We start from the raw sequence: 25,746 nt of genomic DNA on the forward strand, positions 1-25,746 counted from the left end.
CGGCCGGCGCAGCTGATGCCGTACGAGGCCCCGACGAAACCGATGCGCGCGCTCACCGTTTCATCGCCACAGGACTCTCCGGGGACGCGCGTGGCGCCGAAGACCTTCTTCGACGACATCGCCGGCCTACGCGGTATCGCGGTGCTGCTGGTGGTCCTGTTCCACTCGCACGTCCCGTACCTGACCGGCGGATTCGTCGGTGTCGACGTCTTCTTCGTGATCTCCGGATTCCTGATCACCGGGCTGCTGGTCCGCGAGTACGAGCGCCACGAGCGGATCTCGTTGCGCGGCTTCTTCGCCCGACGCGCCCGCCGCATCATCCCGCCGGCCGCCCTCGTGATCGTGGTGTCGATCATCGGCGCCGCGATCTTCATGCCGCTGCTGAAGGTGTTCAAGCAAGCCCTGGATCTGTTGGCTGCGGCAGCGCAATTGGCGAACTGGCATTTCATCGAGCAGAACGCCGACTATCTGGCCGGCGCGATCGACGGCAGTTTGGCGACGCACTTCTGGTCGCTCGCCATCGAGGCGCAGCTGTACTTCGTCTGGCCGTTCCTGGTGATCGGCGCCGGTGCGTTGGCGACCCGGACGCGGCTGCGGGAACGCCTCTCGGTCCGCTGGTCGGTCGGTATCGCGGTGCTGCTGATCAGCGTCGCGTCGCTGGTGTGGGCGATCGTGCTGACGCCCACCGATCCCGCGAGCGCCTACATGGCCACCTACACCCGCGCCTGGCAGTTCGGCGTCGGCGGCTTGGTAGCGATCGGGATGCCGGCCCTCGCACGACTCGGTGGACTCCGCGCGAGTAAACCGCTTGTCCTCGTGCTCGGTTGGGCCGGTCTGGTCGGGATCGTGGTCGCGGCGTTCATCGTGAACGCCCACACCCCGTATCCGGGTACCGCGGCGTTGCTCCCGACCGCGGGTGCCGCACTGGTCATCGCCTCCGGTTGTGCGGTGGGGACGGGGTCGGTGTTCGTCGGACGGCTGCTGGCGACGCCGCCGCTGAAGTTCCTCGGCCGGGTGTCGTATGCCTGGTACCTGTGGCATTGGCCGGCGATCGTGCTGTACGAGGCGGTCGTCGGGTCGTCGAGCTGGCCGGTACTGCTGGCGGTGTCGGCGGGGTCGCTGGTGCTCGCAACCATCTCGACGCTGCTGTTCGAGGAACCGCTGCTGCACAACCGCGAGCTCAAACGCAATGACTCGGCGTCGATCTCGCTGGGCCTGACCGGCGTCGTCGCGGCCCTGGCGGTCACGATGACCGCCGGCGTGATCACCGTGCAGGTGGCCAGCCGCGACACCGTCGCGAACGCGTCGCTCACGTATCAGTCGGTGTTCGGCACCGACAGTGGTGAGCAGTCCGGCGCGGTGACGCCCAACCCGTTCCAGGCGTTCGACGACCGGCCCGAACCGTTCGAGTGCCTGATTCCGGTGGGGGACACCGCGCCCCGCACCGACTGCGTCTTCGGTCCGGCCGACGGCATCCCGGTGGTGCTCTTCGGCGACAGCCACGCCGACCAGTGGGCGCAGGCGATCCGCAACCTCGGCGCCGACCACGGCTGGCGGATTCACCAGTTCACCAAGGCCGCCTGCCCGGCCCAGCACCTGCGGCCGCAGCCACGCATCCCGGACCCGTACGTGAAGCCGGACTGCCAGGAGTGGCGCGCGGAGACGCTGAAGCGCATCGCCGAGGTGGGCCCGCGGATCATCTTCGTCTCGTCGCTGTCGACGTATGTGCCGGACCGGGTGGTCTCCGAGGCCGCGTGGACGCACACGATGATCCAGCTGCGGAACACCGGCGCCAAGCTCGTCTACATCGCCGACACGCCCTACCCGGGTTTCCAAGTGGCCGACTGTATCTCTGGCTCGATGGACGACTGGACCAAGTGCGAGTTCAACTTCGACGACTACCCGCGCATCGAACCGATCACCGACGCCGCGTCACGTGACGAATACCAGGACGTGACAACGGTCAGCGTCAACGACCTGCTGTGCGAAGGTAATTCTTGTTTCGCCGCGCACAACAAGATCCTCTTCTATCGCGACGACTCGCACCTGACGGCTACGGCTGCGCGGGTCCTCGAGCCGGCGCTCCGCGCGCAGCTGGACAAGCAGAGGTTCGACTACAACGCGCGGTAAGCCGGGGAGGAGCGCACCATCGCTCCCTGAGGTGGACGACGAGCCATCCATTGCTCCCTGAGGTGCGACGAGCGTTAGCGAGGAGCCTCGAAGGGCTGCCAAGCCGAACTCCTCAAACAACCCACCTACTCCTCGTACCGCCGCCGCTCTCGGGTGCGTGTGAAAGTGATTGCGGCGATGCCCACTCCGAGGATCGAGAGTATGTCCGACTCGGTGAACCCGTGGTCGATGTTGATCGAGATCAGCACCCGTCCCTCGATCGGCCCGTTCCACATGAACCACGCGAACGACACGGCCGCCATGACGACCGCTGCCCGGTAGGTAGGACGAGCCAGACACCAGGAGCCCGTGACGAACAGCAGGTTCAGCAGGACCAACGCATGGAACACAGATGGGTCGACGGGCTGGGCGGGCATCGCACCAGTATCCCTGCCGTTGATACTCACGCAACCTGGTGGTGCCGACAGTGCCAGGCGACCGTCAGCCCGGCGGGCCGCTACTCATCCAACGCGCCAGTCCGCTGCGAAAGCTTTCGGTGCTGGCAGGCGACGAATTGAACCGCCAGTCACGTTCCTTGTCCATCTGGAACCAGATAAAGCCGAGGACATTCGGAGCAGATTCGATGACTCGGAAGAAGTCTGTGATCCACTCCGCTTTGAGATTCGGGGTAGTGCCGTCAGCGCAACCAACTTCAGTGATAAGCGTGGGACGGTTCGAGCTCAACTTGCCCAGTGCCTCGAGACTTTCGGAGAAGAGCTTATGGGCGGACTGCCATTGGTGGCCTGGTGACTGACCCCAGTTGTAACCGTCCAGGCCGAGGTAATCCACGACACCGTCTCCGGGGTAGCAATCGGTGAAGTCTCGAGTGCCCTCAGTGATTGCATTTGGCGCCCACACGAACTGAACGTGCGGTGCCTTGTCTCTGATGATCGAATGCATTCGCGACCAGGCGGCGCGGTAGTCGTAGGGCGTGTTCTGACTGGTTCCGATCGACCATGGGTACCAGGTTCCGTTCATCTCTTGCGCAAACCTGAGCAGAACTGGATGGGGCCACGCTCCCAACTGTGTTCCCCAACGGGACAAGTCCGAATCGTGTTGACCAGCAGCGATGGTCGCAAGCGTATACGACGACTGGTCACGTCCCTTACTAGGGTTCCAAGGTTCGAGAGTCACGATCGGGGTTGCCCCACTGCCGCGTATGAGATCGAGGGTTGCGACTGGCAGTGAATCTGGGATCGCTGCGAATAAGTGTACGAAATCCGGCTTGTAGCCGGCGAGCGATGCAAGCCGGTCGATCGAGCTGAACGCTGGCTGATCTGTAGCAGTCACAGTCGATATGAACGCGCCCCAGGATCGACGGCGAGTATCCGGCTGGTGTGGATGGCTATCTGCACTGCATGAAGTAACCGCCACCGTCGCCGTCGCGAGAGTGGCCATCAGAAACGCGCGACGCGGGAGTCTGGCGCCTAGCTCGCTCGACATCGCGTTATCGATCACCCGATCATTCTGGCTGCTGCCAAGTTGCAGGGGGAACCGGGGGCTGGCGCAACGCGTAGCCAACGGGCCGTTCACGGTACAGAAACCATTTCCGTCACCCAGACCGAGAATATGAGACAAATGAGCTTGAGTGTGTCCGAATTCTGGCATTTGATACTCGAGGTAACTGTCTAGAGAAAACTAAGTACATAGATGTTTGAACCCCCATCCGGGGGCTCGTCATCGAAGACAGGCGCAAACCAGCAACGCTCGTAAACTGTCGCTGTCAGTGAACTATGAGATCAGTCACACACGGCGTCCTCGTGTTTGGCCTGCTGAAACGCGTGCCGCACAGTTGAATTCGCGAGGGACTTTGGACCCTAGCGGGTGGGGGAAGCGCATCTGCTGTGGAGCAGATCACAGTCCGTGTCACCTTGGAGGCGATCCCCTCTTTGCTAGCAGGATGTTCCTGCAAAATAGCAAGGTGAAGTGTCGTCCAGCCGGACGACAAAAGCGTTCAAGTTGTACATATGACCCCACTGAAATACGCTCCCTAACATCCGCGAAGCCAATTGCGGGAGGGCGTCGTCGACGCTCTGGTGGTTGGGCGTAGGGGCCGATCGCCGCCTTCGAGTTCATCAGTTTTGTTTTGGGAGGTTGGCTGTGGCTCATCGTCCGGCCTACGACGCATTGGGACGGAGTTCGGAGCGCACACCCCTGCGACTGCGGTTCGCAGGCAGGCCTCGGGAACGCTCCCGTTCATGGATCCACGGGTACGTGGTTCGCCTTGCCTGGTCCGACGCAGGGATCGTCACTGCCGCAGTGTGCTTGGCGCAGTTTGTGCGCTTCGGTGCGGGCAGCGCTCTGACTCCGAACGGTACTGCGCAGGTGCCGGCCACGGTCGTCTCGGTGGTACTCGTCATCAGTTGGCTAATTGCGCTGCGGGCCTTTCAGGCCTTGGACCGAAGGGTCGTAGGGTCCGGGTCGCAGGAGTACAGCCGGGTGGTGAGTGCGTGCTTGGCGCTGTTCGGTGTCTTGGCGATGGTCGACCTGCTCTTCCGATTGAACATCGCGCGCGGTTTCATTGCCATCGCGCTTCCTGTGGGTACGGTTGGCTTGCTCGTCTCGCGCTGGGCGTGGCGGCAGCAACTTGGCCGTCAACGGCAGCACGCCAAGAGCCTGGAACGAGTTCTGGTAGTGGGAAGCGAAGCTTCCGCCATTCCCATGATGCAGCGCTTCCACCGACAGCCGGGCTTGGGATACAAGGTCGTAGGTATCTGTCTTCCATGCAGCGCCACTAAGCGGACGTTCGTCCAAGTCGAGGACGTCCAGGTGCCGGTATGCGGAACGTTTGACGACGTTTGTGAATCCGTGCTCGATTGTGGGGCGACGACTGTAGCTGTGACCTCGGCAGACGCCCTCGGGCACGACGCAATGCAGACGTTGTCATGGGATCTCGAAGGCCTGGATGTCGATATGATGGTTTCCCCTGGCGTCACAGACGTTGCAGGGCCGCGAGTGATGGTGCGTCCGGTCGCCGGCCTGCCTCTGCTCCATATCGATAAGCCTAGATATGAGGGTGCTAACCGTTTCAGGAAAGCCCTTGTGGACAAGATCGGTGCCGCTTTGATACTAGCGGTACTCACGCCAGTGCTGGTTCTAGTGGCTATCGCAATTAAACTGGATTCCAAGGGGCCGGTTTTTTACCGAGCTGCACGAGTTGGCCTGAACAATGAGCCCTTCTCCATGTGGAAATTCCGCTCAATGGTTCAGGACGCGGACGCTCTCAAGGACAATTTGCGTGCACTGAACGAGGGCTCGGGTGTTCTGTTCAAGATGCGAGACGATCCGCGGATAACAAGAGTCGGGCGAATTACCCGTCGGTACAGCCTCGATGAGCTGCCACAGCTATTCAACGTACTCGGCGGAACCATGAGCCTTGTCGGACCTAGGCCCCCGCTACCGGAGGAAGTTGAACGGTATGACGGCCGCGTTGCCCGCCGCATGCTGGTAAGGCCTGGCATGACTGGACTGTGGCAGATTTCCGGTCGATCGGATCTTTCCTGGGAGGAATCGGTTCGCCTCGATCTCTCCTACGTGGAGAACTGGTCGATCATGCAAGACGCCCTAATCCTGTGGCGGACGGCAAAGGCAGTAGTGACTAAGGATGGTGCGTACTGATGCAGATGGTTGTTCTTGGACTCGGATACCTGGGTGCAACCCATGCAGCGTGCATGGCAGAGCTTGGCCACGAAGTCCTCGGCATCGAGGTCGATCCGCATAAGAGAGCGCAACTGGCTGCTGGGCAGGTGCCATTCTACGAGCCAGAGCTTCCCGAGCTTCTGAAGCGCCACATTGAGTCCGGAAGGCTTCGAATCTCGGGCTCGTACAGTGATGCTGCAGAGTTTGCGGACATATTCTTTATCGCGGTCGGCACACCTCAGAAAAAGGGTGAATACAGTGCCGATCTACAGTATGTCGACGCGGCTATTGAGGAACTAGTTCCTCAGCTGACCAGGGACAGCCTAATCCTTGGAAAATCAACAGTCCCTGTGGGGACGGCAAACAGACTCGCCGAACGGTGCGATGAGCTCGCAAAGGATATCGAAGTTGAGGTCGCTTGGAATCCTGAGTTCTTGCGAGAAGGCTTCGCAGTCAATGACACACTGCACCCTGATCGGGTCGTGCTTGGCGCCTTCGCCGGAGGCCGCGCTGAAGCGGTGTGCCGCGAGATCTATGAACCGATCCTCGAGACTGAGACTCCCTTCATCGTCACCGATCCCCCGACCGCGGAACTGGTTAAAACCTCTGCGAATGCGTTTCTAGCTACGAAGATATCGTTTATCAATGCGATAGCCGAGGTCTGTGATGCCGCTGGGGCGGATGTCAGGTCGATCGCGGACGCGATTGGGTGCGACGCAAGAATCGGGCGGAAATTCCTAAATGCAGGGCTGGGCTTCGGAGGTGGATGTCTTCCAAAAGATATTCGTGCTTTCATGGCCCGCGCTGGCGAACTCGGCGCTGCGGAGGCGTTAAGCTTCTTGCGTGAGGTTGACAATGTCAACATGCGCCGCCGTACCCGCATGGTTGAGCTAGCGAGGAAAGTATGTGGTGGTTCGCTGCTCGGTAAGCGGATCGCGATCCTTGGGGCGGCCTTCAAACCAGAATCTGACGACGTGCGTGATTCGCCCGCACTGAATGTGGCTGGCCAGATACAGTTGCAGGGAGCTTCAGTTACGGTCTATGACCCCAAAGCAATGGACAATTCGCGGAAGCTTTTTCCCACGCTGGACTACGCAATTACAGCACTCGATGCAAGCGAGAATGCTGACGTGATTATGGTTCTGACGGAATGGAAAGAGTTCACGCAGCTTAACCCAGAAGAGCTCGGAAACAAAGTTCGCGAAAAGAACGTTATTGACGGACGCTTGTGTCTCCCAGTCGAGCAATGGCGCGACAATGGTTGGAATTATTATGCATAAAATGCGATCATAAAGAACTGTTTTCCGTGCGATGGAGCCTGGAGTAATTGTTAGTGTTCGGAAGTGGTAACCTCATAACACGCGGCGGTTTCACAAATCAACACGGCGAAGAATGCCTAGATAAACGTCGAAACATCGTGCTGGACGGGCGCAACGCAGAATGAAAAGATTCGATACCAAGGCAGGGTTCTCGCTTGCGGGCTTCAGTGTGTTCGCTGCCTGTGCGCTCCTGCCTGTCGTCACGTCGCGAGTCGGATTGAAATCACGACAATTCAGAACACCTCCACCGCTTGCCGATCTCCCTAGTGTGGATATCGTGGTCCCGGCGTACCTAGAGGCCGGCGCTATCGGGCCAAAGATTCAAGATCTAAAGCAGTCGATTCTGTGTTTCGGTGGAACGGCAAAGATCGTGGTAGTGGCTAGTGATGATTCGACTTCGGAGGCTGCCCAGCGCGCGGGGGCCGACACGGTGCTAAGGGTGCCCAGAAACGGGAAAGCATCAGCCTGCAACGTCGGACTAAAACAGTCAAATGCAGATTTAGTCGTATTTACCGATGCCAATTGTAGGATCCAACCCGACGATTGGATACCGATTGCTATTGATTCGCTCAAGCGGTATTGCTTGATATCTGCGAACAAGAGCGAGACTAACGGTAACGAACGACTTTTCTGGCGATTCGAACGACTCCTGAAAAAGACGCATGGGGACCACGATTCAATCGCCGTCGTCGGCGAGTTCCTAGCCTTCCGGCGTAGCGACTACAGAGAAATCTCCACCAGCGCGATCCTCGACGATATGGAGATCGCAATCGACTTCACACTACGCAACCTACGAGTTGGCGTGTGTGACCAGATAACCGTGACGGAAGATGCTGCAGCAGGTCGAGATCAATGGGAACGAAGGGTACGTATCGCGGAGGGACACTACGTGGATGTCGGCCGGAGAATGCCAGCCTTGTCGAGGCTACCCGCGGGACGTAGATACTTAGTGCACAAAATGCCGCGCCTCACTCTCGGGTGTATCGGGTTCTGGGCTGGCGTGTTCGCTGGCTCTGCCTCGAGTCGCCCTTTCGCGGCGATAGCGTTACCCTTAGTCCTCAGCGCAGGGGGTATCTACCGGGGCCTCATCAAGATTGACACCGAATCATCTATGGTTGGTAGCCTAGTCGCGATTGTCGGAATGCAGTTCATACCCCCGGCAGCTGCCGTCCGACTGATCGTTCGCAAGATTGCGCCAGGAGCTTCGCCCCAGCGCGGAGTGTGGAAGAAGGTCTCGCGATGATAATCGGAGTCGATGGGATCTTGGCAGGGAGCGGACGTACGGGCATGGGCGTAATGGTCTACGAAGTCCTGCGGCAGTTGTCTGAGAGTGACAACATAGAGCACAACTATCTTCTCTTTATTCCTGAATCCCAACTATGCGACGACCTGGAAGCACTTCAGACGAATCGGGTGCAAATAGTCCGGCTGCCCAGCATTCCGTACCCAGTTTGGGAGCAATTTGTCCTTCCGGTGCTCGCCAAGCGATATGCGGTGGATCTCTTCTGGTTCCCCTACAATACGGCGAGTCTTGCCTTTACCAGGCCGAGTATTGTTACGGTGCATGACACTATTTACCTCGAGGGATCTTGGCTGGAACCGCCCACCATCAAGAAAAAAGTGGGAAAGCTGTATCGACGTCTCGTGGTTCCCGGTGCGTACAGACGTGCCGACAAGATCCATACCGTGAGTGCGTACTCGCGGGATCAGATTAAAAACACGTTGGGAGTTCATCCCAACGAAGTTTCCGTCGTGCCGCTCGGCGCGAGGTTGGCCGAAACTTCTCTGGCGCCTGAGTCGGATGCCACAGAACTTGGGGACGAGTTTCCATCGGAATTTATTCTCGGTTACGCTTCGTCTGAGCCGAGGAAAAATCTTCGAGGAATTCTTGAGTCTTACGAGACAGCAGTTCAGGCCGATCCAACTCTTCCTCCGCTTGTACTGTTCGGGCACAAGGACTTTGCTTCAACTGAAGAGAATCAGTGGTTGCTTAGTCGCCCACATCTCAAGATAACAGTCCTGCCCTACATATCGAACGAAACCAAAGCCAGACTACTACAGAACTGCGCGATATTTGTATTCCCAAGTTTGTCGGAGGGTTTCGGTCTCCCTGTTGTTGAGGCCTTTCAAGCAGGTGCCCCGGTTGTGACAGCGAACACGACCGCGGTTGCCGAGGTAGCAGGAGAAGCGGCACTTACTGTGGACCCTTCCGACAATGCCGCGATTGCGCAGAGTATCGTTGCAGTTTGGCAAGATAAAGAGCTGGCTGCTCGACTTCGCGACCTCGGTCTACGTCGGGCCGAGCAGTTCACGTGGACCGAAACCGGCCGTAAGCTCGAAGACGTGTTCTCTGAGGCCCACCTCGATAGGAATACGCGACGGAAGAGTGATAAGACGCGACACCGGTTCATCGATCGAAATACTTGGTCCAACGTGGGCTCAAGAAGATGACCGGCCTCTCGTTAGGCGATGTTGCGTCGGCCGGAATATTAGCGGGACTGCTGGTAGTTCTATACGTCAGGCGTCGCGTGATTTTTGTGGCGTCAATTCTACTGTTGTTTCAGATGGTTTGGAACACAATCTCGGTGGGCTACATCGAGATGAAATCCCCGTTGCTCCTAGTGTCGACGTGGTCCTTTTCTCATGATATCGGCGCATTTACTGCGATATGTAACTTGTACTCCGCATTTGTTATTGGCATGCTCACTGTGCCCGCCCCTAGCTGGCCATCAAACGTAGCGGTTGATGTGTCAAGTGCGCCACGTATGGCGGAAATTTATGCGAGACGCGTATGTTTGACAGCTATATTTCTTCTACTAGTAAACGCGCTTGCATCGCCCAACTTGTTATCGAACTCCGATATCAACAGGGCGAATTTCTACGATACCGCCGTAGTACCTTTTGCGTCGCAGATCAATATTGCTCTTCCAGCGATGCTTGCGACCGTTAGCTACTGCGGCTTCTGTTCGAGCAATTCTGGCCGGGCGGGCCAAATTAGTGGGATCGTCGCGTTGGTCATGAGCGGTACGTCCGCATTTCTCACAGGGACTCAGTTTAGCGGATACTTGGTAATCTGTGTTTCGTTCTTGACTCCTATCTTATTGGTGGGTTCGAAGAAGGTTAGCCGAAAGGCTGCCAGTCGAACGGTGATTGCACTAGTTGCTAGCGGTCTAGCAGCGGCCGGCTATAAAGCGTCCACTTTCGCGGACTCGACAGACTACACCGGAGTCGCCGATAGCGGGTTCGACCGGTTTATGTACCGAGCTTTTGCCCTACAGGGCGAAGTATTCTGGAAGACTGCACTGCTCTTTGGAGATTCTCCCCAGCCGAATCAGATGAGGAATGAATTTTTAGTTTTTTCACACCGCCTTCCCGATACTCGTTCAGGTATTTATACCCTTATGGAGAATCTAGTTCCCAACTACAAGGGCGGGCCGCTCTTCACGCTCAACGCTGGTTACCCGGCCATTCTTGTGTATATATTCGGGTTCGGGGTGTTCTCGCTGTTGGCATGCGTGGTGTCGGGTATTCTTTTTGCCGCGGTAGTAAGATTGTTTGTCGCGGAATTGTGGCGTGGGTCAGTCGTCGGCATATTCGGATCGTACGGCCTCCTATACGCGATATATCTCGCCTTCACAATGGGTGGAGCGCTCTATCTGGGCAGCTGGGCGGCAATAGCTAGCGGAGCCTTGCTGGTTGCGCTGTATGCATGGCGCCATCTGACTCAAACCGTGCCTGTTCATGGCGAAACGCGGAGTACGGTTCCATCAGTAGATGATCCTTTAGCCTTCGAAACAGTGGACGATCGGAGTGGGAGTTTCAGTGCGCATCCTGATAATCAATGACTTAGTGGTTTGCGGCGGAGCTGAACTGCAGACATTTCGTGAAGCCGATCTCTTACGGGAAGCGGGGCACGAGGTACTTGTACTTACTCTGGACGAGTCTGAACCAGAGTTGCGTACCGAACACCACGTGAATATTCCGTACCGTCAGAGCAATGTAAGAAAGACACTGTGCAGGGTACTCCCACTGCGATACCTTGCCCGAAAATTTGAACGTGAGATACGTGCTTTTGATCCCGACGTAATTAGGGCGAATAACGTATGGAAACTCGGCGCAGCTGCGTTCGCTGCGATGCAAGGTTATCCAGTTGTGCAGACGGTCAGAGACTACTTGACAGTATGCATAAGGGGTGGGGTAGATCCCAGCGGGAATCCGTGCGACGGCTATGCCGCGGGCCATTGTCAGCACACGTGCTGCGGGAATCTAGTCGACTTCTTTGAGTTATTGTCGCTACGATGCTACAACTATCAACGTCGTCGTGTTGTTAGCCAGTTCATCGCTCCCAGTAGATCTCTCGCCGAGCTGTGCACGCAAAACGGTCTAAATACGATAGCAGTCGCGAACCCGTTTTACGCTAAATTGGGGAATTTAGAATCAATTAGTGAACGCAACAGAAATGCGTTTCTCTATTATGGGCAGGTGTCGCGTGACAAGGGCGTGCCAAATCTGCTGATTGCGTGGAAACAGTTCGGTCAGCGTCATGGCAATGCGTCTCTGCGCATAATTGGGTCGATCGCGGATGATTATCGGGATGAGTTCACAGCTATGATAAGGGAGATGCCTGGGGTTGAATACAACGATGCTATGGCAAATTCAGAGATTCTGGGCCTCCTGCCTACGGTCTACTGTGTGATTGTTCCGTCAATCTGGATGGAAAACTATCCGAATACTGTTCTCGAGTCCCAGGCAGTGAAAACCCTTGTAATTGGTTCCGACCGCGGCGGGATTCGGGAGATGATAACCGAGCCTTCGCTTCGGTTCGATCCGCGCGATCCGCAATGTCTCGTCAAGGTTCTTGAGGCAGCATCCGCGTTGAATGATGACGAGTACGGAAAAATTGTTGAAGCGGGATACCAGCGTGTGATTACCGAGAATGGCCCCGAGACTTATCGCCAGCGGATCGTTGCCGTAATTGGTGAATTCCGGTCACCACGTGGTGGCGTTGAGGCTGCAGCGTGAGGCGCTTAAACGGTCTCTCAGTCGCGAACTCAGGTAAGTGGTCTCTTTGACGAGTCAACTTATCAAGACTACCGGCCTGTACCTGTTGGGGACGGCCGGCTCGAAGATCGTCTTGGCGAGTCTAATCCCAATCTACGCAATATGGATTACTCCAAGTGATCTTGGCGAATTCGACTTTGTCCAGACTGCCGCATCAATTCTTGCGCCGCTGGTGTTCGTTGCTTCTTGGGAGTCCGTCATTCGTTTCGCGATGGGCGCAGATAGGGGCCGGGCGAATCGGGTTATAGCAGACTTGCAGTGGTTTGCGATTGTCACTGGCTGTTCTATCTGTGTAAGTGCAGCGGTCTTTTACATGCTGAGCAACGCAGAAGTAGCCGAAACAATATTGGTTGTGTCTACCCTACTGGTCGCACAAGGTCTGGCCATGCTGTGGCAATATAGTGCGAGATCTCTCAGTCAGCGCCGATTGTTCGCGATTTCTGGTGTCGTATCGGCGATTGTTAATGTGGTATTGCTTCTGATCTGTTGCGTGCTGTTCGATCTGGGGTTCGTCGGGCTCTACGTCGCCTACTTGATTTCGCAGATAGTCATTTTTACCATAATCGAAGTTAATTGTCGGTTCCTGGCCAAGGTGTCTTTCTTCCGACTGCCATCCCTGCAAAGCTGTGGGTACCTGTACAGATTCTCGGCACCGCTTGTCTTGAACCTTATCGCGATGTTGGCGATCAGCGGCTTCGGGAGGTTGCTGATAACGTCTCGGTTAGGGCCCGAAGAGAACGGGCAGTACGTTCTGGCGTTGAAGATTGGGATGCTGATAGCTGCTGTCGGTTCGGTCCTGACAATGGCATCCATTGAGGAGACGGTAAGCCGGATCGGATCGGACTCACTCTCGACATTCTTCGGCACGATGATCTCGGGGTACTGGGATGTTTTGTTGTCGCTAGCGTCGCTGGTAATCGTCTTTGTCTGGGCGATGCTTCCGCTGCTGGAGAATACTCAATACGCGGATGCGTTTAATCTGGTTCCTGCGATGGTTCTATTCGCTGTGCTGTCGTCTATGGCGACAACCTACGGCAATGCTTTCCAAGCTACTCTCCGTATGGGGGCGATCGCTTATACCACAATGGTCGCGGCCGCGGTCTGTGTTGGAGCGTCGCTCGGACTTGTTGAGGTTTGGGGGGCAACGGGTGTCGCGGCCGCGTTATGCATCGGAACGCTGGTGCTCTTGCTGCTACGTGCAGTTATCGCACATCGCCTGATCCGCTTCGAGTTGCCTCGGCGATTACCGTTGACATTCGGCTGGTTTGCTCTTGTCGCGATTCTTTTTCTGATTCGAGATTCGATTTCGAGCGTCGTCGTAATTTTCACTGTCGCTCTCGGACTAGTTGGTGGAATGTGGCAGGGCTTTTCTGCGCTTAAACGTTTGAGAGCGATTTCTGGGTGAGTGATGAAGATTAACGATGCGATAGTTGTTGTTGGATTGGAGTCTTGATGGATGCTAGTGGACTTGCTTGGTCTCTCGTAGGTCGAGATCGTAGCTTTGCTAGGCAGGTGCGCCTCTTGCAGTTCGTTCGCAGACGCTCAAGGGTTGGCGGCATTTTGGTTTCTTGGTTGATAGCCGTTCGTTTTGGTTGTTTTGTTTCGCCGCTGGCGCAAATCGGAAGTAATGTGAATTTTCCGCACCCAGTCGGGATCGTAATAGGTGAAGGCGCCGTTGTCGGGGACGGCTGTGTCATTTATCAGCATGTCACTCTTGGTCGGAAGTCGGCGAGATCGTCTGTGTACCCCTCGCTGGAAGCCGGGTGTGTTCTGTATACGGGATGCGTTGTGATCGGTGAATCCGTCCTGCGAGCGGGTACTGTCGTGGCGGCGAACTCGGTAGTTGTCGATTGGCAGAGTGCGCCGGGGGATACTCTCGCTGGCGCGCCTGCTCGTCGCGTAAGGGAAAGTGCGGAGAATGGATAGAAGAGATTTTGCGCGTGTCATCGTGACCGGTGCCGCAGGATTCATTGGGGCCGCAGTGAGCAGGCGTCTGCTGGATGACTCGGTTACGGTCTTAGGGATCGATAATCTGAACGATTACTACGACGTGCGACTGAAAGAGGCCCGTCTTAAACCCCTGAATACCAGCCCAGATTTCGAATTTGCGAGAGTCGACGTCGCCGACATGACTAGCCTGCGCGATCTGGTGTTTGAGTTTGACCCGGACGTGATCGTGCATCTTGCTGCGCAGGCAGGCGTTCGGTATTCGCTAGAGAATCCTCATGCGTACGTCAAGTCGAATATCGAGGGATTCTTGAATGTTCTCGAGCTTTGCCGAGAATTGCAGAGGCGTTCGGAGTCGCGCTTCAAGAAGTTAGTGTATGCATCCTCGTCTTCGGTGTATGGCGCGAGCGCTGACGTTCCTTATCGCGTGTCGGCTACTGCTGATCAGCCGGTTTCGCTCTATGCAGCCTCGAAGCGATCGAACGAGTTGATGGCCTACGCGTACAGTAGTGCCTTCGGGATTGAGTCAGTGGGACTGCGCTTCTTTACGGTTTATGGTCCATATGGACGACCCGATATGGCCTATTTTAAGTTTGCAAATATGCTCGTTCGCGGTCAGTCGATCCCGGTTTTCAATGGCGGCAAAATGGAGCGGGATTTCACGTATGTTGATGACATAGTTAATGGTGTCACTGCTTCAATGGGCTACGTCTTTAGTTCTGAATCTACGGTGAAGCATAGGGTTTTCAATCTTGGTAATTCCAAGCCGGTTAATCTGATGGAATTTATTGATTGTCTCGAGGGGGAGTTAATCAAGAAGGGGCTGGTGCAGACTGCTGGTAAGCGTGATTTTCTTCCGATGCAGACAGGGGACGTACCGCAAACGTACGCGGATATCGGGGAGTCCTCGCGCGAGCTTGGGTTTTTCCCTGTGACAGATATACAGTCGGGGCTGGCGAGTTTTGTTGACTGGTTTCATTCTTATTACCCGAATGCGATATAGGGGCGACTCCTGGAAGGAAGTGGCGGTTGGATGCCATCGTTGAATGGAAATGCTGACGCGAAGAGTGGTTTCGTGTCAGCAGCAATTGCTGTTGGCACGAGATGGTGGGTTGTAGCGGTCTCGGCTCTCTTGGCGGGTTGCCTCGCCCTCGGGGTAAGTCTGCTCCAGGTGCCTGTTTACGCCGCGAGTAGCACGTTGTATGTGACTTCAACCTTTAGCGAGGACTCGGCGTCTGCCGCGTACCAGGGGTCTATGGCGTCGCAGCAGCGTGTGGCGTCGTACATCGACCTTGTCAAGTCTGATTCTGTGATCCGGGACGCATTGTCAAGCTCGGGGCTGGTGATGACGGTTTCTGAAGCGAAGTCAGCTCTGAATGCAACCTCCAAGCCGGCGACAGTGCTGCTGACGATTACTGCGCGGGACACGGACCCGGAAGTGGCCAGACGACTGGTGGATGCCGTTTCGGAGGCTATGTCTCGTAGAGTGACGGATCTGGAGACTCCGGCGTCAGGCGGGGTGCCACTAGCGAAGCTAACGGTTGTCGCGCCAGGAACAGTGAATACCAGCCCGGTGAGGCCGGCGACGTCGAGGAACGTTGCGCTTGGCTTGTTCGGTGGTGCGTTATTCGGCGTGCTCTTCGTCCTCGCGAGGCGGCGTTTCGATACTCGCATCAGAGATGTGGCGGAGTTGGAGTTGGTATCGGGTGCGGCGCTACTGAGTAGCGTTCCAATGGAATCTCAGCTATCGAACCGGGGTGTCGTTGAGTTCCACCAGGGGAGTTCGGCCGCGGCCGAAGCATATCGGCGATTGCGTGCGAATCTTTCGTACGTGGATGTCGATAGCCCTGCGACAAGGGTATTGGTAACGAGTGGTATGCCGGGAGAAGGTAAGACTACGACCGCCCTGAACCTGGGAGCAAGTCTGGCTGAGGCTGGTATACGCGTGTTGGTCGTGGATGCGGACCTTAGGAAGCCGAGTATCGCTGATAGCCTTGGTGTTTCCGGCGGGATAGGTCTCACTACCTATCTACGGGGTGACATTGATCTGGCGTCGTGTATTCAGAGCACAGTGCTGGACGGGCTAGACGTTCTTGCGTCTGGAGTTGTGCCCCCGAACCCTGCCGAGTTGCTTGGCAGTATGAAGGCGGCTTCTCTTATGTCAAATGTTCCAGCCGGATACGACTTCGTGCTGATTGATTCGCCTCCTGTTCTCCCAGTTGCAGATTCATCGGTACTAGCGCAGTACGTTGACGGGGTTCTTCTCGTGGTTCGTGCCGGTCATACACACCGTGATGATCTTGAGGAGACCGTGCTCTCACTCGAAAAGGCTCGGGCCCGTGTGCTTGGGACGGTGATGAACGCGGTTGAGGTGAGTACTGGGAGCGGAACGCGTTACGGATACTACGGGGCTTCCGTTGAAGTGTAATGAGACTAGTGGCATCGGCGTCGGAATAGCCTCGTGAACGAGGGACTATCGATTGTTTGGCGCTTCTTGGCGACCCACACGTTTCATGGTCGGCTCCGTTGAGGCCCCGATTGCTCTCCGGTGAGCCCTGATCCTTGCTGGCGAGTAGGCGTTGCAGGATGTCGGCTAGCTAGAAGGGAAGGCAACTCTCAGCGAACTACGACTGTTTGAGGAGCACGCGACGCCGCGCCGGCAGCTGCGCAGGGTCCCCGAGAGGGTGTCCGACGAACCGAAGGCCACGCGAGAGAAGGTCCGCGCCGAGGCGAAAGTGAAATCGGCAGCCCTCGCCGATCTCCTCGTCCCGGTGCGGCGACGGCTCAGGCTCGTCTAGTCGTGCAGATCTTCGCCTTGGCCGCGGTAGATCGGGACGACCGACGAACCGGCCCTTGTGTGTTCGATGTAATCGACGATCACCGCAGTCGGAGGTCGACCTCCGCCGCTGCGAAAAACGCCGACGTGGTCTTCAAAATCTCGTGCGCCCTGCGTAATTCGGCGACTCCATGCGGGGCGCAGCCAGTTCGGCATCCTGCTCGCCCACTGTTGTGGTTCCTCGAGCCGTCACGATCGGCTGGTCCTTTTCGATCCAGTTCCGCAACGTCGCCTCGTTGATGCCGAGCAGCGCGCCTACCTGGTGTCGACCGCCTCGACCCGCCATGCTCGTCGAGGCGGTCGTGATACATCCTCACCGCCCGCTCACGGGTCTTTGGATCGAACTTCCTCGGTGCAGCCATACCGGACACCGGAGTTCTCCTGATGAGATCATGCGCTTGACCAGACCCAGGACAGTTCGTATTCAAGAGCGTAAAGACCAACGTGCCGCGGAACTTGGCGTGCAGATCCTGGCGCAAAACATGGAAGTTCACCGTCGCGATGACATGGCCGAACTCGGGTGTGAGCACCGCGCTGACAAGGAAGAACGGCCGCTCAGGTTGACCTGGGTGGGCCCCGTGACTCTCCTACTCGGGAGCTGCATCGGTCTCGCTGGGACGCTGCTCTCTCTCGGGTAGTACGTCACAGCGCGGGATCAAGCCGATCGGCCGCGGCGAGGATCGACTGCGCGACCGCACGCATCGCTTCCACCTCGGTCGGCTCCGCGGCGATCTCGCAGAACATCTCACGACGGCCATCGAGTGACTCCGAGACGTCGACATACAGCGAGCCGTCATCGACCAGGATGGGCGTCCGTGTCGCGTCGAGCACGAAGCGGTCGTTGGGGTAGCTGACGCGCAGGATCTCGCCGAGGTCGGCCGGTGACGGGCCGAAGTGCTCGGCCGTGACCGGGAGGGGGAGAGGGCGGACGTTGTCCATGAACGACGGGCGTAGTCCGAATCACACAGCCTGTGTCCGTGCTGAGCGGACAGTCCCGATCCACCTGTCGCACGATAATCGCACGGTCGATCTCATGGGTGCGTCGAAATATGCCGTGATCAGCAAAGATGCTTGGTGCCCCCACCAGGGCTCGAACCTGGGACCTGCGGATTAAAAGTCCGTAGCTCTACCAACTGAGCTATAGGGGCGTACCCCGGTAGCCGGGGCGTCGCCGAGTTTACAGCTTCGCTCAGCTGTCCGAACGGGGGCCTACAGGTGTGTCGCGCAGGTGTACGGGTCGTTCTGAACCGGCTGCCGGCACGTGGGTCGTGCAGCTGTGCGCAGTGTTCGGAACGGGGGCCTGCACGTGTCCTGCGCGAATGCCCCAAAAGTGGCCACTTTATGGCTCTGACCAGCCGATTTGTGTTGCGCGCAAAACCTGTCATAAGCTATGCGAGCTCCCAGCGGAGAAGCGAGACCGGCCCCCTTCGTCTAGCGGCCTAGGACGCCGCCCTTTCAAGGCGGTAGCGCGGGTTCGAATCCCGTAGGGGGTACGCCTGGACGGCACTCGGCAACGAGAATCGGACAGAACAATTAAACAAGGCCCTGTGGCGCAGTTGGTTAGCGCGCCGCCCTGTCACGGCGGAGGTCGCGGGTTCGAGTCCCGTCAGGGTCGCCAGAGATGACCGGCGCATTCGGTTCTACCGGATGCGCCGGTTCTCTTAGGGCCAGGTAGCTCAGTTGGTACGAGCGTCCGCCTGAAAAGCGGAAGGTCGTCGGTTCGATCCCGACTCTGGCCACCATGAAAACCTCCCGGTTATCCGGGAGGTTTTTTTGGTGGTCGGAGGGGGTCTGGTGTCAGTGGCCCGGTGTCAGGGGCCCGACTCTATCTCGAGCAGTGGGGCGTCGAGGGCGGTCGACGGGGCCTGTCCGTCGTCGTGGGTTCACGGTGATCAGTCTGCCCCGCCCGCGGTGGCGTCGGTCGCCGTCTTACCTGCGGGCGCTGCTGATGCGCAGTCCGCGCAGGGGCGAGCGCGTCGTCCTCCAGCCGTTCTCCAACTATAGTTGTGTTACTCTAACTTTCGTTGGAGAGGGGTGCGCCATGCAGCTCAACAAGCCGTTCGCGACGGTGACGCCGACCCTCGACGGCGACGTGCTCGCGGTGCTGGCGGCCGCCGACCTCACATTCACGATCAGCCAGGTCCAGCGCATCCTCGGCAGCGCATCAGGGGAAGGCATCCGCAAGGTCCTCAACCGGCTCAGTGCACAGGGCGTGGTGCTGCACGATGAAGTAGGTCGGACGCACACCTACCGCCTCAACACCGAGCATCTCGCGGCCCCGCCGATCATGGCGCTCTCCCGGCTGAACTCCACCTTCCTGCAGCGCCTCGAAGAGCACTTCACCGAGTGGGAGACGGCGCTGCGGTACGCCGCGGTGTTCGGGTCGGCGGCGACGGGGCGGATGAGGCCCGACAGCGACATCGACGTGTTCCTGGTGCGCGCAACCGATTCCGAGGACGACGCGTGGGACCAGCGGGTCACCGGACTCGCTCGACTGATCACCGCGTGGACCGGCAACGACGGCCGGATCGTCGAGTACACCGAGGACGAGTTGCGCGCCGCGGTCGCCGCCGGCGAGCCGCTGCTCGGCGACGTGTCGACCCAGGGCCTCACCGTTGCGGGGACACGGGCCTGGTTCACCGCGCAACTGCGCCCGGCGAGGAGCTCGTGATGGCGGGGCAGCGCAAATGTGACGCCGCGGTCGCCGCCGGGCGCATGTCCAAGGCGACCGAGTTTCTCGATGCCGCCGACCATCTCGGACGGGAGATGCCCAACGCTGCCGGGGACTCTACGTGGATGCGGGTATCGCAGCCTCGGACGTCATCTGCTGCGCGCGGCTCGGCGTGCACTCCAACACCGGTAACCACAGCGAGGCCGTCGCCCTGCTCAAGCGGGCAGACAGCGGATCCGAACGGCACCTGAACACCCTCCTGAGCCGGAAGAACAAAGCGGCCTACACACATCAGGACCTCACCGCCGCGGAGTTGACGAAGATGGGCCGCGCGGCGGAGCCCCTGCTCGAGGCAGCCAAGAAGGTCGTGGCAGCCCGCGGATAGTTCGCCGTTTGCAGCTTCGTGTTCGGCGAGGACGATCCGCGTCCTCGGAACAGCGGAAGGTCGTCGGTTCGATCCCGACTCTGCCGGGTCTAGTTGTACTGCCCAGGGACGTTGGTCAAGCGGCTGAAGGGAACGTTCCGGCCGATGGCGGAGTGTTGCCGGTGGTGATTGTAGGTGTGCAACCATCCTGGCAACGCTGCGCGTCGGGCTTGTTCGGACCGGTAGTGCCGGGCGAAAGCCCATTCGGCGGCCATGGTCCGGTGGAACCGTTCGATCTTGCCGTTGGTTTGCGGCCGGTAGGGGCGTGTGTACTTCGCCGTGACTCCGAGCTCGGTGCAGGTGCGCTTCCACAACGCTGAGCGGTAGCAGCCACCGTTGTCGGACAAGACTCGTTCGACAGTGACGCCGCGGGCCGCGAACCAGCCCACGGCTCGCTGAAGGACTCCGGCTGCGGTGACAGCGGTTTCGTCGTCATGGATCTCGGCATAGGCGACGCGAGAGTGATCGTCGATGACGGTGTGCACGAAGGCATGTCCGAGTAGTTCGTTGTGGTGCTTGCTCCGGCGGGTTCCCGGCGTGGCCTGCCGATTCTTGCGTCCTTTGGCGCGTCCGACGAACCGCCAGCCGCCACCGACGGGGATGTTGCCGAGTTTCTTGACGTCGACGTGGATCATCGAGCCCGGATGAGGGTGCTCGTAGCGGCGGATCACTTCCCCAGTGCGGATGTCGATGTGGGAGAGCCGGTTGAGCCGGCATCGGACCAGCACCGCGTGCACGGTCGAGGCCGGCATCGACAGTCGGGAGCCGATCGCCTGGGGTGAGAGGCGCTGACGCCACCGCAGGGCCACGATCTTGCGTTTGATCGGCTCGGGGGTGCGGTTCGGACTGCGATGAGGACGACTCGAGCGGTCGTACATGCCCTCTGGGCCCATCTCGACATAGCGAGTGGCCCAGCGTTTGGCGGTCGGCCACGAAACGTTGAAGTGTTCGGCTGCCCTGACGATGGGCCAGCCGTCATCGACGATGCGAAGGGCCAGCAGTAGTCGGCCCTTGGGGGTCAAAGGTGCGTTAGCGTGAACCACGAAGGTCTCCCGGTTGTGAAGTGTGTGTCGTAGCAGCTCCACTTCACGACGGGAGACCTTCGCTGTTCAACGACCCACTACCGCGTGTCGTCGCAATCCCTCAACCAACCTGCCTGGGCAGTACATCTAGTCGATCCCGGTGGGGCGCGCATCGAGTGCCGCGGCCACTGCGTCGAGCTCCCCGTCGAACAGGTCCGCGTAGGTGTGGGCGGTCACCGTGATCGACGCATGCCCCATCGCCACCTGCAGCAGCCGCAGATCCGCGCCGGCGGCGCGGGCCAGACTCGCATAGGTGTGACGCAGATCGTGCACCCGCAGCGTCGGATAGCCCAGCGCGGTGACCTGCTCCCGCCACCGCACCGCGCGCACCCAGTTCTCCCGGCTCAGCCGCGCCCCTTTGGGTGAGGTGACCGCGGGCGCGGTGCGGGCCCGGCCCTCGACGCGGGCCGCCAGCACCGCGACCAGCGACCGGGGGAGCGGCACCGTGCGAATCCCGGCCCGGCTCTTGGGTTTTCCGGTCATCAGCGTGCCGCCGACCTGGGTCATCGAGCGGCGGACCGAGATCCGCCGGCGCGCCAGGTCCACGTCGGCGACGTTCAGTCCGGTCAGCTCACCCCAGCGCAGCCCCGTGTAGGCGAGGATGCGCACGATGTCGCCCTGCGGGCCGCAGCGTCTGGCCAGCTCGTCGACCTCGGCGTGGGTGAGGTAGAGGTGCTCGGCCAGATCCAGCGGCGGGAACACCGTGCGCTCGGCCGGGTTCTTCAGCAGCAGACCGTCGGCGACGGCGTGGGCCAGGATCATCCGCAGCAGCGAGTGCCGCCAGCGTTTGGTCCGCGGCGAGCAGTCCATCGCGTTCACCCACGTCTGGATGGACTCGCGGTCGACCTTGGTCACCGGCCACGCCCCGAACTCCGGTTGCACGTGCAGCCGCCAGTTGTCCTCGAAGCCGCGCCGGGATTTGGGCGTCACATCCTGGCGGGTGGCCAGCCACGACGCATAGACCGACGCGACGGTGACCGCGTCGCCGCGCCGCGGGTCGAACACCACGCCCCGGGTGCGCGCGGTGATCGCCTCGGCCTCGAAGGCCCGGGCCTCGCGCAGCGTGCCGAACACCTTGCTGCGGCTGCGCCCGTCGGGCAGCCGCCAGGTCACCCGCCAGCGCGGTGCGCCCGCGGCCGTCCGGTACTTGGTGACGCTCATCGGGGCCGGCTGGGGGTCAGGTCTGCGGGGATGGGGATCCCTCCTTACCCGTCGTGGGTGGGCGGTCTGTCCACACTGAGACGCATGCGGAGGGCGCGCGGTTCCCGCCGGGGGAGTCCCCCGGAGAACTGCGGTGCGTGCTGTGGTTGCCGACCACCCGCGCCGCCGTGCGCGGTCGGCGGACGAGATCGGCACGCCCACAGCGGATTCGCGGCCGTCGCCGGTGACGCCCGAGTCGATCCGGTCGGCCGAATCGTCGGGTCGGGCACGTGGTATCGGACGACGAGGCGCTTCCTGACTCGGTCGTGACTGCCTCTGGGGACACCGGTGTCGGTGTCCGGGGCATCGGCAGCCCGGCCGGCGGGCGCGACCCCGACCCGGACCTGTTCGAGGCCTGAGAGATCGACGACCCGCACCACGACGAGCCCCCGAGAGGGTCGGCTCATCGCGGTGCGGTGTCGGCTGTTTCGTGCCGCTCGCGGTGATTGCCGCGGTAGAGGGTCGTCGACCCGTAATACTCTCCCCATGAGAAATCGCGCCACCTCGGTGATCGTCCGGAGCACCTACGGGACCGCGGCCGTCGAGTGGTTCCTCATCATCGCGATCGCCACGATCCTCATCACCCGGCTGTACCTGCAGCTGACCGGCTACCCCCAGGTCGGGGGCGGCACCCTCCACATCGCCCACGCCCTGTGGGGCGGTGCGCTCATGATGGTCGCGCTCGTCACCGGCTGGCTGTTCCTCGGCGCCACCGCGCGGGTGAGCGCCGTGGTGGTGGGCGGCATCGGGTTCGGGCTGTTCCTCGACGAGGTCGGCAAGTTCGTCACCCGCGACAACGACTACTTCTACGGCCCGGCGCCCGAGATCATGTACATCCTCGTGGTCCTGGTGCTGCTGGCCAGTCGCATCGTCCGGGACCTCAACCCGCCCACGGGTGCCGAGGCGCTCGCCAACGCGGCGTCGATCGCCGCCGAGGGTGTCGCACACGGGCTGCCGGAGCGTCGTCGACGACAGGCCGAGGAGTGCCTCGCGGCCGCCGCCCACAACGGCTTCGACGCCGACACCATCGCGAATGTGCGGGCACTGCTGGAATCGAGCAAGGACACCCCCGACCGGCTGATGATCCTGCGGGACCGGGCCGTGCGCCTCATCCCCGACTTCCTGCGCAGCCCGCGCTGGGTGCCGATCGTGGGATGGTTCCTCGTGGTGGCCTCGGCCGCCGGTGTCGTCGTCGGAGCACTCAGCTTCGTGTTCACCAAGGACCGTTTCGACGACCTCGACATCTACATCGAGCTCGCCGACAACCGCATCGCCACCTGGATCCTGTTCCTGAGCGCGATCGCGACGCTGGCACTGGCGTTGCCCGCCATGCTCGCCCGCCGGCGGGGGACCGCCGGGCTGTGGCCGCTGCGGACACTGCGCATCGCGTCGCTGGTGTTCCTTCTCAGCAACGCTCTCGTCGACTTCGCGATGGAAGGTTTCGGGGCTCTGCTGAACCTCGCGATCGGGCTGTTCGCGCTGAGCGTGGTCAGCTACCACCTCGGCCAGGCCGTCACGGCGTCGAACGGCAGACATGATCAACTGAGGGTGTGACTCACCTTGAGCGGGCAGTGGCGGCCGAACGCGTCCAACGGTTCGAGCACCGGACGGTCGACGTTCCCGGAGCGGCGGCCGCGGCCGTCGTGCTGGCGGTGGCGGAGAAGGACGGACGACAGGGAATCTGGTTGTGCAAACGACCACCCACCATGCGACGCCACGCGGCGCAATTCGCCCTTCCCGGTGGTCGGCTCGATCCGGGCGAGGACCACATCACCGCGGGGCTGCGGGAGCTCGACGAAGAGCTCGGTGTGCAACTGTCTCCCCGTTCGGTGCTGGGGACGCTCGACGACTATCCGACCCGGTCGGGCTTCGTGATCACCCCGATCGTCTGCTGGGCGGAGGACTTTCAGGAACCGACCCCGAATCCGGCCGAGGTGTCGCAGCTGTTCTTCGTGACCTTCGAGGAGTTGGCGGTCGCGCCGCGGTTCCTGACGATCCCGCAGTCGGAACGTCCGGTGATCCAGCTGCCCATCGTCGACTCGCTGGTCCATGCGCCGACAGCGGCGGTGATCTACCAGTTCGCCGAGGTCGTACTGCGGGATCGCCACACCCGGGTCGACGAGTTCGAGCAGCCCGTCTTCGCCTGGAAATAGGCACGATTCGGGTCGTTTGACCGACCTGTACGATCGTCCCATCTAAACCTCGATGTTCTCAGATATGCTCTGCGACATGGATTTCCATTGAACAGATGACACGGATTTGTCTGGCAGGCCACTCGCCGGTTGGGCATGATTACCGGTGTGAACAATGCCAAGTCGTCGGAGTCGGCGGCGGATTCGTCGGCCGGAGGTCGCCCACCTCATCGGGCTGCGGCGCCGGCGTCTACGCCGCGGCAGCCGGCGATCGAACCGGCTGCGATCGTGTACCGCTACGAGTACAACGATCCTTACGCGCCGATGTCCACGCGCAAGCAGGTGTTGCTGGGCTGCGCGATCTCGCTCGTCGTGATCGCCTTCATGGTGGCCGCGCTCATCATCGGACGAGGCTGACCGAAAGGCCGGTCCCGGTGAACTCCACAGGTCGGTGGGGTGGGGTCCTCCACCCGGGGCCCATCGGGGTCTGTGGTGCGGATCACACGGGAAAGTCCTTTCCGGGGAATGAATCCGGACCGCGGTCCGTTTACAGTATCGATGGGTCGCGAAGACCCACGAGAATCCGAGACCACCTCGACCTCGTCTGGAAGGACGCAATCATGACCGCAGCCACCACCGTCAAGGCACCGATCCCCGCCGGCACCTGGACCATCGACACCGTTCACTCGGCCGTCGGCTTCTCCGTCAAGCACCTCATGGTCAGCAAGGTGCGCGGCACCTTCGACAACTTCTCCGGCACCATCACAGTCACCGAGGACGGCACGCCCGCCGTGCAGGCCGAGATCGACGTGACCTCCATCAACACCAAGAACGAGCAGCGCGACGGCCACATCAAGTCGGCCGACTTCTTCGACGCCGAGCAGTTCCCCAAGGCCACCTTCGTCTCCACCGGCGTCCGCCAGAACGGTGACGACTACGTCCTCGACGGCGACTTCACCCTCAAGGGCGTCACCAAGCCGGTCAGCCTCGAGCTCGAGTACAACGGCACCAGCCCGGGCATGGGCCAGGGCGCGGTCGCCGGATTCGACGCGAAGACCGTCATCAACCGCAAGGACTTCGGCATCGACATCGAGATGCCGCTCGAGGGTGGCGGCGTCGTCGTCGGCGACAAGATCACCATCACGCTCGAGATCGAGGCTCTGCAGGCCTGATCTCCCGCATACCCTCCGACCGGACTCGACACCCCAGAGTCCGGACGGTTCACCGACCGGCACCCGCGCATCCCCCGCGTGGGTGCCGGTCTGG

The 25,746-nt window shown here is 60.2% G+C and carries 21 protein-coding genes, 4 tRNA genes and 1 pseudogene; 19 read left to right on the top strand and 7 right to left on the bottom strand.

Annotation, left to right across the window (positions count from 1 at the left end; genetic code table 11):
- Positions 1-15: 15 nt before the first annotated feature.
- Positions 16-2,130 (top strand): acyltransferase family protein, encoded by a 2,115-nt coding sequence (locus tag PWF70_RS05380; protein ID WP_286352884.1) that lies wholly within the window; start codon positions 16-18, stop codon positions 2,128-2,130.
- Positions 2,131-2,255: 125 nt separating this feature from the next.
- Here the strand turns inward: PWF70_RS05380 and PWF70_RS05385 are convergent, their stop codons facing one another.
- Together PWF70_RS05385 and PWF70_RS05390 are read right to left on the bottom strand one after the other, a co-directional pair.
- Positions 2,256-2,546 carry a hypothetical protein gene (locus tag PWF70_RS05385; RefSeq protein WP_042375371.1) on the bottom strand — a complete coding sequence of 97 codons (291 nt, stop codon included), beginning with the start codon at positions 2,544-2,546 and terminating at the stop codon, positions 2,256-2,258.
- Between the two features lie 64 nt (positions 2,547-2,610).
- A complete protein-coding gene (locus PWF70_RS05390) occupies positions 2,611-3,777 on the bottom strand; it encodes a glycoside hydrolase family 26 protein (protein ID WP_332108884.1) in 1,167 nt (388 codons plus the stop codon).
- A gap of 492 nt (positions 3,778-4,269) precedes the next feature.
- Here PWF70_RS05390 and PWF70_RS05395 point away from each other — a divergent pair, with 492 nt between their 5' ends.
- The 9 genes from PWF70_RS05395 to PWF70_RS05435 all read left to right on the top strand — a co-directional run bounded on the left by PWF70_RS05395 (position 4,270) and on the right by PWF70_RS05435 (position 16,563).
- Positions 4,270-5,787 carry a sugar transferase gene (locus PWF70_RS05395; protein ID WP_269551731.1) on the top strand — a complete coding sequence of 506 codons (1,518 nt, stop codon included), beginning with the start codon at positions 4,270-4,272 and terminating at the stop codon, positions 5,785-5,787.
- A complete protein-coding gene (locus tag PWF70_RS05400; RefSeq protein WP_286352885.1) occupies positions 5,787-7,088 on the top strand; it encodes a UDP-glucose dehydrogenase family protein in 1,302 nt (433 codons plus the stop codon). The genes PWF70_RS05395 and PWF70_RS05400 overlap by 1 nt, the downstream gene beginning before the upstream one ends.
- A gap of 316 nt (positions 7,089-7,404) precedes the next feature.
- A complete protein-coding gene (locus tag PWF70_RS05405) occupies positions 7,405-8,370 on the top strand; it encodes a glycosyltransferase (RefSeq protein ID WP_269551733.1) in 966 nt (321 codons plus the stop codon).
- Entirely contained in the window at positions 8,367-9,578 is a 1,212-nt protein-coding gene (locus PWF70_RS05410; RefSeq protein WP_286352886.1) for a glycosyltransferase family 4 protein, read from the top strand. The genes PWF70_RS05405 and PWF70_RS05410 overlap by 4 nt, the downstream gene beginning before the upstream one ends.
- 653 nt (positions 9,579-10,231) lie before the next feature.
- Positions 10,232-10,972 carry a DUF6418 domain-containing protein gene (locus PWF70_RS05415; RefSeq protein ID WP_269551735.1) on the top strand — a complete coding sequence of 247 codons (741 nt, stop codon included), beginning with the start codon at positions 10,232-10,234 and terminating at the stop codon, positions 10,970-10,972.
- 4 nt (positions 10,973-10,976) lie between these two features.
- Entirely contained in the window at positions 10,977-12,149 is a 1,173-nt protein-coding gene (locus PWF70_RS05420; protein WP_353507330.1) for a glycosyltransferase, read from the top strand.
- A gap of 46 nt (positions 12,150-12,195) precedes the next feature.
- Positions 12,196-13,593: a lipopolysaccharide biosynthesis protein gene (locus PWF70_RS05425; protein WP_286352887.1), complete on the top strand. Its 1,398-nt coding sequence runs from the start codon at positions 12,196-12,198 to the stop codon at positions 13,591-13,593.
- Positions 13,594-14,136: 543 nt separating this feature from the next.
- Positions 14,137-15,138 (top strand): NAD-dependent epimerase/dehydratase family protein, encoded by a 1,002-nt coding sequence (locus PWF70_RS05430; RefSeq protein ID WP_286352888.1) that lies wholly within the window; start codon positions 14,137-14,139, stop codon positions 15,136-15,138.
- A gap of 30 nt (positions 15,139-15,168) precedes the next feature.
- Positions 15,169-16,563 carry a tyrosine-protein kinase domain-containing protein gene (locus tag PWF70_RS05435; protein WP_286352889.1) on the top strand — a complete coding sequence of 465 codons (1,395 nt, stop codon included), beginning with the start codon at positions 15,169-15,171 and terminating at the stop codon, positions 16,561-16,563.
- A gap of 399 nt (positions 16,564-16,962) precedes the next feature.
- Here PWF70_RS05435 and PWF70_RS05440 read toward each other — a convergent pair.
- From PWF70_RS05440 to PWF70_RS05450, 3 genes and pseudogenes are all read right to left on the bottom strand, one after another.
- Positions 16,963-17,333 (bottom strand): annotated as a pseudogene (locus tag PWF70_RS05440) (transposase); the annotation flags it as partial.
- Positions 17,334-17,613: 280 nt separating this feature from the next.
- Positions 17,614-17,910 (bottom strand): hypothetical protein, encoded by a 297-nt coding sequence (locus tag PWF70_RS05445; RefSeq protein WP_269551739.1) that lies wholly within the window; start codon positions 17,908-17,910, stop codon positions 17,614-17,616.
- A 133-nt stretch (positions 17,911-18,043) separates the two neighbouring features.
- Positions 18,044-18,119: transfer RNA gene (locus PWF70_RS05450), tRNA-Lys, on the bottom strand.
- Between the two features lie 272 nt (positions 18,120-18,391).
- Between PWF70_RS05450 and PWF70_RS05455 the strand changes: the two genes are divergently transcribed.
- The 5 genes from PWF70_RS05455 to PWF70_RS05475 all read left to right on the top strand — a co-directional run bounded on the left by PWF70_RS05455 (position 18,392) and on the right by PWF70_RS05475 (position 20,027).
- A tRNA-Glu gene (locus tag PWF70_RS05455) sits at positions 18,392-18,464 on the top strand.
- Positions 18,465-18,512: 48 nt separating this feature from the next.
- A tRNA-Asp gene (locus PWF70_RS05460) sits at positions 18,513-18,589 on the top strand.
- Between the two features lie 47 nt (positions 18,590-18,636).
- Positions 18,637-18,713: transfer RNA gene (locus tag PWF70_RS05465), tRNA-Phe, on the top strand.
- 299 nt (positions 18,714-19,012) lie between these two features.
- Positions 19,013-19,642 carry a nucleotidyltransferase domain-containing protein gene (locus PWF70_RS05470; RefSeq protein ID WP_006357356.1) on the top strand — a complete coding sequence of 210 codons (630 nt, stop codon included), beginning with the start codon at positions 19,013-19,015 and terminating at the stop codon, positions 19,640-19,642.
- Between the two features lie 121 nt (positions 19,643-19,763).
- A complete protein-coding gene (locus tag PWF70_RS05475) occupies positions 19,764-20,027 on the top strand; it encodes a hypothetical protein (RefSeq protein WP_006357355.1) in 264 nt (87 codons plus the stop codon).
- An 89-nt stretch (positions 20,028-20,116) separates the two neighbouring features.
- Here PWF70_RS05475 and PWF70_RS05480 read toward each other — a convergent pair whose 3' ends face one another.
- Positions 20,117-21,109, bottom strand: coding sequence for an IS481 family transposase (locus tag PWF70_RS05480; RefSeq protein ID WP_286352890.1), 993 nt, complete (start codon positions 21,107-21,109; stop codon positions 20,117-20,119).
- A gap of 126 nt (positions 21,110-21,235) precedes the next feature.
- Positions 21,236-22,309 carry a tyrosine-type recombinase/integrase gene (locus tag PWF70_RS05485; RefSeq protein ID WP_075862773.1) on the bottom strand — a complete coding sequence of 358 codons (1,074 nt, stop codon included), beginning with the start codon at positions 22,307-22,309 and terminating at the stop codon, positions 21,236-21,238.
- Between the two features lie 546 nt (positions 22,310-22,855).
- Between PWF70_RS05485 and PWF70_RS05490 the strand changes: the two genes are divergently transcribed.
- The 4 genes from PWF70_RS05490 to PWF70_RS05505 all read left to right on the top strand — a co-directional run bounded on the left by PWF70_RS05490 (position 22,856) and on the right by PWF70_RS05505 (position 25,652).
- Positions 22,856-23,902, top strand: a complete 1,047-nt coding sequence (locus tag PWF70_RS05490) for a hypothetical protein (protein ID WP_286352973.1) — start codon at positions 22,856-22,858, stop codon at positions 23,900-23,902.
- The gene (locus PWF70_RS05495; protein ID WP_035753180.1) at positions 23,899-24,501 is read left to right on the top strand and encodes an NUDIX hydrolase; all 603 of its coding nucleotides are present in this window, start codon (positions 23,899-23,901) and stop codon (positions 24,499-24,501) included. Before PWF70_RS05490 ends, PWF70_RS05495 begins: the two co-directional genes overlap by 4 nt.
- A 147-nt stretch (positions 24,502-24,648) precedes the next feature.
- A complete protein-coding gene (locus tag PWF70_RS05500; RefSeq protein ID WP_231380878.1) occupies positions 24,649-24,897 on the top strand; it encodes a hypothetical protein in 249 nt (82 codons plus the stop codon).
- Positions 24,898-25,100: 203 nt separating this feature from the next.
- Complete coding sequence (locus tag PWF70_RS05505; RefSeq protein WP_006360608.1) at positions 25,101-25,652, top strand: YceI family protein; 552 nt, start codon at positions 25,101-25,103, stop codon at positions 25,650-25,652.
- Positions 25,653-25,746 lie beyond the last annotated feature (94 nt).

The organism is Gordonia sp. Swx-4 (genome assembly GCF_030316175.1).
Lineage (GTDB): Bacteria > Actinomycetota > Actinomycetes > Mycobacteriales > Mycobacteriaceae > Gordonia > Gordonia alkanivorans.